Below are 13239 nucleotides of genomic sequence, written 5' to 3' on the forward strand. Positions count from 1 at the left end.
GATCACGCCCTCCGATTTTGCCAGCTTGTCGCCGAGCGGTTCCCGCGCCTGGCCGGTGGTGGTGCCGTCGGGGACGCTGCCGCGCAGCCGATCGGACGGCGTGCAGTCGGTGGCGTGTTGCGGAGATGGCGGCGCGGTCTGTTGCGGCGGCGTCGCCGGGGCGGGCGGGGCCTGCGCGATCGCTCCGCCGGAGGCGGCGATCAGAAGGCTCGCCAGGATGATGTTCGATGTCGTGCGCATGAAAAGGAAACGCGCGGGGGGTGCGGCCTGTTCCTGCCAAAGCGCGAAGTGATCGGGCTTTCAGATTTTGGCCGATCGGCGCCGCAGACTCGGTGCACCTCTCCCGCAGGCGGGAGAGTGAGTGCACCGCCGGCTTGGCTGCGCACCGGGCTCATCCCGTCACGATTTGCGGTAGCGGATCAGCGAGAAGTGGCCCATCGGCGGCATCGGGCGACGCTCGGCGAGGGTGATGCCGCCGTGCCTTTCGGCCCAATCGGCCAGGCGCTGCCACGGGAATTCCGGGCGCCAGCCGAGGCGGCGGGCGACCGGCGCGAAGGCCAGCTCGAACAGCTTTCGCGCACCCGCCTCGGCGCCAATGTGGTTGACCAGGATCAGCTCGCCGCCGTGCTTGAGCACACGCACGAACTCGTCGAGCGTGCCTTCGGGATCGGGCACGGCGGTGATGACGTATTGCGCGACCACCGCGTCGAAGACGTTGTCGGGAAACGCGAGGTTTTTCGCGTCCATCACCGAGAGCACCTCGACATTGGACAGCCGCAGCGCCCGCACCCGCGCCTGCGCCTTGCGCAGCATCGGCTCGGAGATGTCGACGCCGCAGATTCTTGTGGTGCGCGCATAGTCGGAGAGCGACAAGCCGGTGCCGACGCCGACGTCGAGGATGCGGCCGCCGATGCGATCGGCCTCGGCGATGGTCGACTGCCTGCCGGCGTCGAACACCTTGCCGAACACCAGATCATAGACCGGCGCCCAGCGGCCATAGGCCTTCTCGACCCCGGCCCGCGAGATGTCTGCTGCCATGCCCCTGCCCTGCGAAAGTTTCTAGAGTTTAATAGCTGTTGGTGAAATCAAATCCAGCCCCGCGCGTGGTCTGAGCCTCTCCCGCTTGCGGGAGAGGTCGGCGCGTAGCGCCGGATGAGGGTTCTTTCCTCCCGCGAGATATCGCTGGCGGAGAGAGCCCTCACCCCAACCCTCTCCCGCAGGCGGGAGAGGGGGCGCACCGTCGTTGCGGTGGCAGTCGGGCTTGATCTCATCGGAATTAGCCGCGCACGGCTTCTGCGAGCGGCCGCGTCGCGGTGCTTGCGACCTTGGCCGCGGCACTCTGGATGAAGCCGCCGCCGAGCACGCGGGCCTGGCCGGAGGGCGCGTCGTAGAACACACAGGCTTGTCCGGGCGAGACGCCCTCTTCGCCGGCGACGAGCTCGACTTCGTAGTGACCGTTGCCGCCACGCAACCACGCGGGCTGAGGCGCGCGGGTCGAGCGCACGCGCACGAACATCTCCAGGCCGCCGCCGATGGCGCGGTCGATGTCGCCATCGCCGATCCAGTTGACGTCGCGCAGCACGATGCGGTGCATCTTCAGGGCATCGCGCGGGCCGACGACGACACGGCGGCCCGCAGCATCCAGCCGCACCACGAACAGCGGCGCGCTGGAGGCGATGCCGAGGCCGCGGCGCTGGCCGACGGTGAAATTGGCGATGCCGCTGTGCCGGCCGAGCACGCGGCCGTCGAGATCGACGATGTCGCCGGGATCCATCGCGTTCGGCCGCAGCCGGGTGATGATGTCGGTGTAGCGGCCCGTGGGCACGAAGCAGATGTCCTGGCTGTCGTGCTTGTCGGCGACGGAGAGGCCGAAGCGGCGGGCGAGCTCGCGGGTCTCGGGCTTGGTCATGTCGCCGAGCGGAAAGCGCAGATAGTCGAGCTGGTCGCGCGTGGTGGCGAACAGGAAATAGCTCTGGTCGCGATCGGCGTCGGCCGCGCGGACCAGCGCGCGAGAGCCGCCTTCGAGGCGGCGCGAGGCGACGTAATGGCCAGTGGCGAGCGCGGTGGCCCCTAACTCGCGCGCGGTCTTCAACAGGTCGCGGAATTTGACGGAGCGGTTGCACTCGATGCACGGCACCGGCGTTTCGCCGAGCGCGTAGCTGTCGGCGAAATTGTCGATGACGGACTCGCGGAAGCGGTCCTCGTAGTCGAGCACGTAATGGGGAATGCCGAGCTTGGCGGCAACATCGCGGGCGTCGTGGATGTCCTGGCCGGCGCAGCAGGCGCCCTTGCGATGGGTCGCCGCGCCATGGTCGTAGAGTTGCAGCGTGATGCCGACGACGTCATAGCCCTCCGCCTTGAGCAGCGCAGCCGTCGTCGAGGAATCGACGCCGCCCGACATGGCGACGACGACCCTGGTGTCCTGCGGACGGCCTTCGAGATCGAGACTGTTGAGCATGGGCTTAAAGTGTTGACGGCGGCGTTGGGCGATCCGCGATTTCTGTGCCTTTGACCGGGGCATCATTGGCCCGCGGAACTTTGGTTCCCGCAGGGCTGACTGGCCCGGTCGAAAGCGGCTGAGAGCACCCCTTTAATATAGGCGGCATCCCGGTGAAGCAATCGCAGGGATCATCAGCTGAAGGCAATTCTTGCCGGGGAGGCAGAAATAGCGGGGTCGCCGGGCACATTAGGACGTCGGGGCCAATTCATCAAGTCATTGATATAATAAGATAAAACACCTCTTTGCGGGGCTGGCCCACTCCTTGCTACCTCTGGGTCCGAAGATGTTCTCGAGGGGTTCGCCTGTGGTTGGTGTGACGTCAGATGTAGCTGCCAGCGCGCAAGTCTCCAGCGCGCAGCAGAAGACTGCCCGGTCGCAGAGCCCGAAAGACACCAGCGACTCCTTCGGTTCGCTGGTCGACAGCAATACGCAGGCGATCAGCAACAGCGCGCCGTCGCAGCCGCCTGACGGCGCGCCGCGGCGCCCCGATTCCGCGTCGTCCGCCTCCGACAAGAGCCCGCGCGAGACTTCGGCGAACGACGCCGCTTCGCAGAGCAGGGCGAGCGACGACAGCGACACGCCAGTGGCGGCCGATAGCGACACGACGACCGATCCGGCCAAGGCGCCGAGCAAGACCAAGGACAAGTCCGAGGCGTCCGGCACCAAATCGGCGGACACTTCCGACGACTCCAAGGCTGACGAGATCGACGGCGCCCACAGCCTGGCCGCCGCCGTCGATGCCACAGCCGCCGCACAGACCGACGCGGCGCAGGCGGTCGTGCCCGATCCGAACGCGATCGTGATCGCCGCGCCCGTGATGCCGGCCGATCCGAACGCCGCCGCGGACCAGGCCGCCAACACCGCCGCCTCGCCTCTGACGATCGCGGCTGCCGGCATCGCCGCCAGCGCCTCGACCGCGGCCCAGATCGCAGGCACCAAGACCAATACTGCGACGGCGGGCGACAAGAGCGCGAAAGCGGCAGGCGCCAAGGTCGACGCAGACACCATGGCGACACTGGCGGAGACCGCGACCGGCACAAGCGAGGCAACCGCGACCGACGCCAAGACCAATGGCGGGCTGATTGCCGCCGTCGATCAGGGCACACCGAAAACCTCGTTCAAGGCTGTCGCCACCGCGCAGGCCGATGTCGCCAATATCGGCCAGGACGCCGGCAAGACCGACGCCGCCACAGCGCAAAATCCGGCAACCGCGGCGAACGCCGGCGCGCATCCGCAAGCTGCCAAGCCTCAAGCCGACGGCAGCGCGAGCGATGCAAAGGCCGCCTCCGGGGCCGCCGATGCGACGCTGGCTGCGCCGGCAACGCATGCCCATGCAGGAACGCAGGCCACGGTCACCACAACAGACACCAGCGCGCAGGCCGCCTCCGCCGTGCAGGCGCCGCTGACCAATACGACCTCGGCGGCGACCGCCTCCACCGCGACACTCACCGCGACCGCAGCGACCAACACCACCGTGCCGATCAACGGCGTGCCGATCGAGATCGTCGCCGCCGCTCGCGCCGGCAAGACCCGGATCGACGTGCGCATCAATGTCGACCGCAACGGCCAGGTCACCTCGCATCTCACCGTCGAGAAGCCGGAAACGCTGTCGATGCTGAAGCAGGACGCGCCGCAATTGCAGCGCGCGCTCGACGATGCCGGCCTCAAGACCGGCAGCAACGGGCTTTCGTTCAGCCTGCGCGACCAGAATTCGTCGGGCCAGAACTCCGGCCAGGGCAACGACAACAACGGCAATGCCCGCCGGCTGATCATCAGCGACGAAGACGCAGCCCCCGCCGCGCCGGTGGGGCGCGGCTACGGCCGCATGCTCGGGTCGAGCAGCGGCGTTGACATCAGTGTTTGAGGAGTATCCGCCATGACCACCACGAATAGCGCCACCGCACCCGCGGTCGTCTCCGGAACGACCGACCTGCCGAAATCCTCCTCGTCGAATTCCCTGAGCTCGAACACGGGAGCGACGCTGGCCGGCAACTTCCAGACCTTCCTGACGCTGCTGACGACGCAGCTGCAGAACCAGAACCCGCTCGATCCGCTCGACACCAACCAGTTCACCCAGCAGCTGGTGCAGTTCGCCGGCGTCGAGCAGCAGCTCAAGACCAACGATTCGCTGTCCCAGCTCGTCAGCCTGCAACAGACCACGCAGGCAACCCAGGCGCTCGGCTTCGTCGGCAAGACCGCCGTGGTCGACGGTTCGACCGCGACCATGAAGGATTCGTCCGCGACCTGGCACCTCAACGTGCCCAGCAGCTCGACCGTCGACATCTCGGTGACCAACAGCACCGGCCAGACCGTGTTCACCGGCAAATACACCGCCGCCGCCGGCAGCGACATTCCCTTCACCTGGAACGGCCAGGGCAATGACGGCACGCAATGGCCCGACGGCAAGTACACGATCTCGGCCACGGGCAAGGACCTCTCGGGCAACACTGTCGGCATCGCCGCGCAGGTCCAGGGCACGGTGTCGTCCGTCGACCTGACCCAGTCGCCGCCGCTTCTGACCATCGACGGCCAGACCTACACCGTCAGTCAGGTGAAGAGCATCGTCAGCACCAGCAGCAACTGAGGCTGCGGCCTCGCCTGACACGCTCTTTTCGTTAGTAAAGTATTTACGAACACCCCCTCGACGGCCCGGACGCACCCGTCCCGCCGGTCGAGACGGCCGCGTTCCCGCAAGTTTCAACGAGAATTGTATTGAAGCCTTAGGCTTAGCGGATTTTTAAGCCGCCACGCGTAGGGTTGTGGCGTGAGTTCAGTGGTTGAGAGTTTGTGAGTACGCCATGACAGAACCCCATCGCCCGAGGGTAAAATACGTCATCGGGCCGGACGGTAGTCCGTTGACGATCGCGGATCTGCCTGCACCCGGCACCAAACGCTGGGTCATCCGCCGCAAGGCCGAGGTCGTCGCCGCCGTTCGTGGCGGACTCCTGTCCCTCGAGGAGGCCTGCAGTCGTTACACCCTGACGGTCGACGAATTCCTCTCCTGGCAGTTTTCCATCGACCAGCATGGTCTTGCGGGGCTTCGCACCACCCGCATTCAGCAATATCGCCAGTAAGCGATCCGGAAATCTGCGGCTTTTGACGAAAATCGGCCTCGCCATGCGAGGCCGATTTTTTTCATGCCGCTTACTTTTGTCCGAGCTCTTAATCTTCGTTAACCATATCGAAACCATCACCTAGGCAATAATTGCCCAGTCGGCCTTTCCAGCGAAAGCAGCCGAATCTTCTGGGGCGGTTGCTTGCAAGGTCTTGCGGACTTTTTGAAGGGTATCGGCGCCGCCCGGTTCGGGGCGATGATCGCGGTCACCGCCGCGCTCGTCGGCTTTTTCGCGTTCGTCATCATGCGCGTCACGACGCCGCAGATGACGACCCTGTTCACCGACCTCAGCGTCGAGGATTCCTCGGGCATCATCAAGGACCTGGAACGCCAGGGCATCCAGTTCGAGCTGCGCAACGAGGGCACCATCATCATGGTGCCGAAGGACAAGGTCACCCGGCTGCGCATGAAGCTCGCCGAGGGCGGCCTGCCCAAGGGCGGCGGGGTCGGCTACGAGGTGTTCGACAAGTCGGACGCGCTCGGCACCACCAGCTTCGTCCAGAACATCAATCATCTGCGCGCGCTGGAAGGCGAGCTTGCCCGCACCATCCGCGCCATCGACCGCATCCAGGCCGCCCGCGTCCATCTCGTGCTGCCCGAGCGCCCGCTGTTCTCGCGCGAGGCGCCGGAGCCGTCGGCCTCGATCGTGGTCCGGGTCCGCGGCGCGCTGGAAGCGACGCAGATCCGCGCCATCCGCCACCTCGTCGCCTCCGCGGTCAACGGCTTGAAGCCGCAGCGGGTCTCGATCGTGGACGAGGCCGGCCAGCTGCTCGCCGACGGCGCCCAGACCGATCCCGAGCAGGCGGTGGGGGACGAGCGCCGCACCGCTTTCGAGAAGCGGATGCGCAAACAGGTCGAGGACATCGTCTCCTCCGTGGTCGGCTCCGGCCGCGCCCGCGTCCAGCTCTCGGCCGATTTCGACTTCAACAAGATCACCCAGACCTCGGACAAGTTCGATCCCGAGGGCCGCGTGCTGCGCTCGAGCCAGACCCGCGAAGAGCAGAGCATGACCGCCGACAACAACGGCCAGGTCACCGTCAACAACGAGCTGCCGGGCAACCAGCAGAACAGTGGCGCCACGGCGAAAGACCAGAGCAAGAAGTCCGAAGAGACCAACAATTACGAGATTTCTCGCACCACCAAGACCGAAGTGACCGAGGCCGGCCGGGTCAACCGCATCTCGGTCGCCGTCTTGGTCGACGGCATCTACTCCAAGAACGACAAGGGCGAGCTGGCCTATCAGGACCGCACCAAGGAGCAGCTCGACCGCATTTCGACGCTGGTACGCTCGGCGATCGGCTTCGACCAGAAGCGCGGTGACCAGGTCGAGGTCGTCAATCTGCGCTTTGCCGACGCGCCCTCGACAGCTCCGATCGCCGAGCCGAGTGGCTTGCTCGGCATGCTCCAGTTCACCAAGGACGACGTCATGTACTTCGTCGAGCTCGGCGTCATGATGCTGCTCGGCCTGGTCGTGCTGTTCCTGGTGATCCGGCCGCTGGTCAAGCGCATCCTCGCCTCCGACGAGGTCGCCGCCGCCATCTCCGGCGTTCTCACCGGCCCGGCCGCCTCGGAAGAGGCCCCGTCGCAGGCGCTGCTGCCGAGCGGCGCTGCGAGCGCGATCGACGTCGCCACCGTCCAGGGCCAGGTCCACGCCCAGTCCGTTCATCGCGTCGGCGAGCTCGCCGAGCGCAACCCCAACGAAACCGTCGCCATCATCCGCCAATGGCTGACCGAACCCGCAAAATGATTCGAGACGAGATCTGATATGGCCGCCGCCTTGCAAAACGCCAACTCGAACGACATCACCAGCGTGATCTCCACGCTCGGTCAGCGTGCCAACACCCGGGCCAAGGACGGCAAGGCGGCCGAGCAATTGACCGGTCCGCGCCGCGCCGCGATCCTGATGCTGGCGCTCGGCGAGCAGTATGGCGGCAAGATCTGGGGGCTGCTCGACGACGACGAGGTGCGCCAGCTTTCGCTGGAGATGTCGACGCTCGGCACCGTCGAAGTCGACACCGTCGAGGACATGCTGCTCGAATTCGTCTCGCGGATGTCGGCCTCGGGCGCGCTGATGGGCAATTTCGACGCCACCGAGCGGCTGCTCCAGCAGTACCTGCCGCCCGAGCGCGTCAACGGCATCATGGACGAAATCCGCGGTCCCGCCGGCCGCAACATGTGGGAAAAACTCTCCAACGTGCAGGAAGAGGTCCTCGCCAACTATCTCAAGAACGAATACCCGCAGACCATCGCCGTGGTGCTGTCGAAGCTGAAGTCGGAGCACGCCGCGCGCGTGCTCGGCATCCTGCCCGAGGAGCTCGCGCTCGACGTCATCAACCGCATGCTGAAGATGGAGGCGGTGCAGAAGGAGGTGATCGAGAGCGTGGAAAAGACGTTGCGCACCGAATTCATGTCCAACCTGTCCCAGACCCGCCGCCGCGACGCCCACGAGGTGATGGCGGAAATCTTCAACAATTTCGACCGCCAGACCGAAACCCGCTTCATCACCTCGCTCGAAGAAGACAACCGCGAATCCGCCGAGCGCATCAAGGCGCTGATGTTCACCTTCGACGACCTCGTGAAGCTGGATTCCGGCTCGGCCCAGACCCTGATGCGCAACGTCGACAAGGACAAGCTCGGCGTCGCGCTCAAGAGCGCCAACGAGGACGTCCGCAACTTCTTCTTCGGCAACATGTCCTCGCGCGCCGCCAAGATGCTGCAGGACGACATGGCGGCGATGGGCCCGGTGCGCCTGCGCGACGTCGACGAGGCCCAGGCGCTGCTGGTCAACCTCGCCAAGGACCTCGCCGCCAAGGGCGAGATCATGCTGACCAAGAATCGCGCCGACGACGAGCTGGTGTACTGATGGGCGCTCCGGCAAAATTCCTGTTCGATACCGACTTCGCAGCGCCGGACCGGACGCGCGAGAAGGCCGCGACCGCGGTCGAGATCGCCCAGAAGGTCGCGCAAGCCGAGGCGCGCGCCTACCAGGACGGCTTCGCCGCCGGCCAGCGCGAGGCGAAGGCCGAAAGCGACCGCCGTGTCGCGCTCGCCATGGAGGAGATCAACATCGCGATCCTCGGCATCGCATCGGGCATCGGCAATATCGAGAGCAAGATGGAGACCGAAGCGGTCGACGTCGCGGTCGCGGTGGCGCGCAAGCTGTGCGCCGAACTGGTCGCCGCCGAGCCGCTCGGCGAGATCGCAGCATTGGTCAAGGACTGCTTCTCGCATCTGGTCGCGACGCCGCACCTCGTCGTCCGCATCAACGACGCGCTGTACGAGGCCGCGCGCGAGAAGATCGAGCGTCTGGCCAAGCAGAGCGGCTTCGAAGGCCGGCTGGTGATCCTGGCCGAGCCCGAGATTGCGACCGGCGACTGCCGGATCGAATGGGCCGATGGCGGCGTCGTGCTGGAGCGCGGCGCCATCGCGGCCAAGGTCGATGAACTCGTCGGACGCTACACCGCGTCCCGCAGGGGGAATTAAGCCATGAGCGACACCGACGGACAGGTCCCGCTGCCTGACCTCAACGGTCCGATGCCGCCGGCCGGCACCGACATCGGCTACACCGAGGACGAATACGCCTCGCGCGTCGCCGCCGATCTCGAAGCCGTCTTCGACGTGCCGGTGCAGGTCTCGGCGGTGCTCGGCCGCTCCAAGATGGATGTCGGCGAGCTGCTCAAGCTCGGGCCCGGCACCGTGCTCGAGCTCGACCGGCGCGTCGGCGAGGCCATCGACATCTACGTCAACAACAAGCTGGTCGCGCGCGGCGAAGTCGTGCTGGTCGAGGACAAGCTCGGCGTGACCATGACGGAAATCATCAAGACCGAACGCGGTTAACAGGGAATAGCGCGCGGGCTGCGCGACCAGACGGACAGGAGACTGACATGCGGCTTCTCATCGTTGGCACATTGAAGGGCCAGCTCACCACCGCCACCAAGATCGCGATGGAGAACGGCGCCACCGTGACTCATGCCGAGGATCACGACCAGGCGATGCGGGTGCTGCGCGGCGGCAAGGGCGCCGACCTGCTGCTGGTCGACGTCGCCCTCGACATCCGCGATCTCGTGATGCGGCTCGAAGCCGAGCACATCCACGCCCCGATCGTCGCCTGCGGCATCACCAACGACGCCCGCGCCGCGGTCGCCGCGATCCACGCCGGCGCCAAGGAATACATCCCGCTGCCGCCGGATCCGGAGCTGATCGCCGCGGTGCTGGCCGCCGTCGCCAACGATTCCCGCGAGCTGGTCTATCGCGACGAGGCGATGGCGAAGGTCATCAAGCTCGCGCAGCAGATCGCCGGCTCCGACGCCTCGGTGATGATCACCGGCGAATCCGGCACCGGCAAGGAGGTGCTGGCGCGCTATGTCCATATGCGCTCGGCGCGCGCCAAGCGGCCCTTCATCTCGATCAACTGCGCCGCGATCCCCGAGCACCTCCTGGAGTCCGAGCTGTTCGGCCACGAGAAGGGCGCCTTCACCGGCGCGATCGCCCGCCGCATCGGCAAGTTCGAGGAAGCCACCGGCGGCACGCTGCTGCTGGACGAAATCTCGGAGATGGACGTCCGCCTGCAATCAAAACTGCTCCGCGCGATCCAGGAGCGCGTGATCGACCGCGTCGGCGGCACCAGGCCAGTGCCGGTCGACATCCGCATCATCGCGACCTCGAACCGCAATTTGGTGGACGCCGTGCGCGAGGGCACGTTCCGCGAGGACCTGCTGTTCCGCCTCAACGTCGTCAACCTGAAGATCCCGCCGCTGCGCGAGCGTCCCGCCGATATTCTCGAGCTCGCCCAGCATTTCGTGAAGAAGTACGCCGACGCCAACGGCGTGCCGCTGCGGCCGATCTCGGCCGAGGCGCGCCGGGTGCTCTCCGCCAATCGCTGGCAGGGCAACGTTCGCGAGCTCGAGAACACCATGCACCGCTCGGTGCTGATGGCGCAGGGCGACGAGATCGGACCCGACGCGATTCTCACCCCGGACGGCGACCGCCTCGACCTCGCAAAAACCCCGCCTGCGGTCGCGCATGCGACGTTCGCCGCCGAGCAGGTGACGCGCGCCCTGGTCGGCCGCACCGTCGCCGACGTCGAACGCGACCTGATCCTGGAGACGCTGAAGCACTGCCTCGGCAACCGGACCCATGCCGCCAACATCCTCGGCATCTCGATCCGCACCCTGCGCAACAAGCTCAACGAATATTCCGACGGCGGCATCCCGATCACGCCCGCCGGCACGCCCGGTGAATACCCGCGCATGCCGATGGTGGGGGCGTAGGGACCACACGAGCGGTGCAAGACGAAAATGCCCGGGATCGAACCCGGGCATTTTGTTGTGAGGCGCCCGGGCTCCGCTCGCCGTCCAACATAAAGTGCGAAAACAACCCCATGCACAGTAGCCAAGCCCAAGCAGGACTTACGAATTTTACGAGGCCACGCAGAGCCCAAGTGCATCTACGGATTCTACGAAGCCGCTTTGACTCGTCGGGCAAAACAGGGGCATGATGGCATGATCGAGGACGCGTGGGATGGTCGGCTCATATCCCGCGGGTGAGGATCCAATGCGGCGCTGGCTGAAGCCGATATTGCCAAAGCCAAGAAGTTAGCGAGTGAGTTGGAGGACCGAGCGATGGCCAAAACCCGACCTTTTGATGCGGCCGAGTACCTCGACAATTCAGAGGCGATCGCTGCATATCTCAGCGAAGCGTTTGAAACTCGTGACGCTGGTTTCATTACCGAAGCGATCGGCACTGTGGCGCGCGCTCGTGGCATGTCCGCCTTGGCCAAGGACACCGGCCTTTCTCGTGAGAACCTTTACAAGGCACTGAGTTCGGAAGGCCACCCCGAGTTCAGCACCGTCATGAAAGTGCTGAGCTCGCTGGGAGTTGAGCTTCATGCCGCACCCAAGGCGGCAAAAGTCGCTTGAACTAGTGCCGACCAGATAACGAGACAGAGAGAACTGCCCATCGCTAGCGTCGGTGTCCGCCCAACGCGGCGAGACAATCGCGATCATGTGCGTCATCAGCACTGGTACAGTTGGATGGATTCGAACCACCGATTGACCGAGCGAGGGTTCAAGCGGGCAGACGGGAGGATCCAACGTCAAACCGGAAAGCCCCAGCATGACTTAAAGCCCCAGCATGATTTGGAGTCTCGTGCACTGTCGCCGCAATTCCAATCGCGAGGTTATACGCAGTTCGCGAAATGAGTATAACGCGGTACTTCGCCGCTTACCGCCGAAATCCGCCAGATCCTCAAGCGAGAATGCCGTGATCAATCTGAGTCAGCATCTCCTCGACGACCCGCGCGCCCGCATTCGTTGCGCGGTACAGTCCGACAGATTGAGGATGCTGGCCCGTGAAGCTTCGTGCACCGATTATTTAGTGCACTGTCGCCGTAATTCAGCGCGAAACGGACCACCTCGCGGACGGATTGTCTGCACTCGGCGGAAGCGGACGTGAGGCCTTCAAGGACGAAGGCAGCGAATGACCCGAAGGAGACGTTAGCGAGTGCGGACGCGGCGGCATGCAATTCGCGAGCTTTGTCGCGTGAGGGTCACTCCGTCCTGTCAAGGAAGGCCCTGCCCATGACAGGAACACTGCCGGAATTCACTGCCTTCTGTAGATTCCGATTAGCTCCAAGGCATCTAGCATACGCTGCTTCATCTCCGCTAAGCTGGAACAGAATGCAGCAATTTTCATCGCCTCCCATCGCGACAGCGTTCATGCCGACAACCGTTCGAGAGATGGCGCTCACACTCGATCTCGTGGCACGCACCGCGCGCGTCGTCGAGGATGCAGGCCCGAGCCCCGGCGCGGTTTACATGACCGATGAAGACTACGAGGCGGCCATAGATAACGTTCTCGCACGCGCACCATCCAGTGATGTGTGGCTCTTTGGCTATGGCTCGCTTCTCTGGAAGCCGGTATGTGAATTTAGCGAAAGCCGGATAGCTACAGTTCGGGGATGGCACCGGGCGTTTTGCTATCGAGTGGCACGCTTTCGCGGCACCCGCGATAAGCCGGGGTTGATGCTCGCGCTTGATCGCGGCGGCAGGTGCAAAGGCATGATCTTCAAGCTCCCTCCCGATCAGGTGTCGGCGAGCCTGAATGCCCTATTTCGGCGCGAGATGATGGTCAAACCAGCGGTGAACGTGCCGCGCTGGATGACAGCCGAAACGGATGAAGGTCCGATCCGCGCTCTCGGAATGGTGGTAAACAACCAAAGCACACATTATTCAGGGAAGTTGCCATTAGAAGAGGCCGCCGACATTCTGGCATCAGCTGCGGGACATTGGGGCTCCTGTGCGGAATATCTCAGGGAAACTGTGTATCGATTAGAAGAACTGGGCATTCACGACGAATCGCTTTGGCAACTCCAAGCGCTAGTAGCGGAAAAGTTGCAATTCACTCTAAGCTCCGAAAACTCGAACTAGCCGGGTTACCGTGACAGTGCACCAATTATATTGCCGGCTATTGCAGGTGCCTTGCGGCAGGTAGCGCCCGCTAGCCGTTCGGCGACGAGCGCTTCTTCGCCAGCTGTTGCGAATGACTACGCGATGGCTCACGTGGAGTTTCGTGCACTGAAGATCATCTAGCCGGCCTTCGCAACCGAGAAGGCGGTGGAGCTAAA

General features: G+C 64.8%; 13 protein-coding genes. 10 read left to right on the forward strand and 3 right to left on the reverse strand.

Annotated elements, in window-relative coordinates:
* From FXV83_RS26320 to mnmA, 3 genes are all read right to left on the reverse strand, one after another.
* Positions 1 to 240: hypothetical protein (locus FXV83_RS26320; protein WP_148742500.1), on the reverse strand; the 240-nt coding region annotated here is incomplete at its 3' end.
* 159 nt (positions 241 to 399) lie between these two features.
* Positions 400 to 1038, reverse strand: a complete 639-nt coding sequence (locus FXV83_RS26325; RefSeq protein WP_148742501.1) for a class I SAM-dependent methyltransferase — start codon at positions 1036 to 1038, stop codon at positions 400 to 402.
* Between the two features lie 238 nt (positions 1039 to 1276).
* On the reverse strand, positions 1277 to 2458 hold the full coding sequence (mnmA, locus tag FXV83_RS26330; RefSeq protein ID WP_148742502.1) for a tRNA 2-thiouridine(34) synthase MnmA: 1182 nt from the start codon (positions 2456 to 2458) through the stop codon (positions 1277 to 1279).
* Between the two features lie 346 nt (positions 2459 to 2804).
* Between mnmA and fliK the strand changes: the two genes are divergently transcribed.
* The 10 genes from fliK (at position 2805) to FXV83_RS26380 (ending at position 13042) form a co-directional block, all read left to right on the forward strand.
* Entirely contained in the window at positions 2805 to 4364 is a 1560-nt protein-coding gene (gene fliK / locus FXV83_RS26335; RefSeq protein ID WP_148742503.1) for a flagellar hook-length control protein FliK, read from the forward strand.
* Between the two features lie 12 nt (positions 4365 to 4376).
* Entirely contained in the window at positions 4377 to 5084 is a 708-nt protein-coding gene (locus tag FXV83_RS26340; RefSeq protein WP_148742504.1) for a flagellar hook assembly protein FlgD, read from the forward strand.
* Positions 5085 to 5298: 214 nt separating this feature from the next.
* Entirely contained in the window at positions 5299 to 5574 is a 276-nt protein-coding gene (sciP, locus tag FXV83_RS26345) for a CtrA inhibitor SciP (protein ID WP_002714638.1), read from the forward strand.
* A gap of 183 nt (positions 5575 to 5757) precedes the next feature.
* On the forward strand, positions 5758 to 7362 hold the full coding sequence (fliF, locus tag FXV83_RS26350; RefSeq protein ID WP_148742505.1) for a flagellar basal-body MS-ring/collar protein FliF: 1605 nt from the start codon (positions 5758 to 5760) through the stop codon (positions 7360 to 7362).
* An 18-nt stretch (positions 7363 to 7380) separates the two neighbouring features.
* Positions 7381 to 8478 (forward strand): flagellar motor switch protein FliG, encoded by a 1098-nt coding sequence (fliG, locus tag FXV83_RS26355; protein WP_148742506.1) that lies wholly within the window; start codon positions 7381 to 7383, stop codon positions 8476 to 8478.
* Positions 8478 to 9098 carry a FliH/SctL family protein gene (locus FXV83_RS26360; protein WP_148742507.1) on the forward strand — a complete coding sequence of 207 codons (621 nt, stop codon included), beginning with the start codon at positions 8478 to 8480 and terminating at the stop codon, positions 9096 to 9098. The genes fliG and FXV83_RS26360 overlap by 1 nt, the downstream gene beginning before the upstream one ends.
* A gap of 3 nt (positions 9099 to 9101) precedes the next feature.
* Positions 9102 to 9452 carry a flagellar motor switch protein FliN gene (gene fliN, locus FXV83_RS26365; RefSeq protein WP_148742508.1) on the forward strand — a complete coding sequence of 117 codons (351 nt, stop codon included), beginning with the start codon at positions 9102 to 9104 and terminating at the stop codon, positions 9450 to 9452.
* Positions 9453 to 9499: 47 nt separating this feature from the next.
* Entirely contained in the window at positions 9500 to 10885 is a 1386-nt protein-coding gene (flbD, locus tag FXV83_RS26370) for a sigma-54-dependent transcriptional regulator FlbD (RefSeq protein ID WP_148742509.1), read from the forward strand.
* A gap of 351 nt (positions 10886 to 11236) precedes the next feature.
* Positions 11237 to 11533 (forward strand): addiction module antidote protein, encoded by a 297-nt coding sequence (locus FXV83_RS26375; protein WP_148742510.1) that lies wholly within the window; start codon positions 11237 to 11239, stop codon positions 11531 to 11533.
* Positions 11534 to 12331: 798 nt separating this feature from the next.
* Positions 12332 to 13042: a gamma-glutamylcyclotransferase gene (locus FXV83_RS26380; protein ID WP_148742511.1), complete on the forward strand. Its 711-nt coding sequence runs from the start codon at positions 12332 to 12334 to the stop codon at positions 13040 to 13042.
* Positions 13043 to 13239: the final 197 nt, after the last annotated feature.

The organism is Bradyrhizobium hipponense (assembly GCF_008123965.1).
In the GTDB taxonomy this organism is placed as follows: domain Bacteria; phylum Pseudomonadota; class Alphaproteobacteria; order Rhizobiales; family Xanthobacteraceae; genus Bradyrhizobium; species Bradyrhizobium hipponense.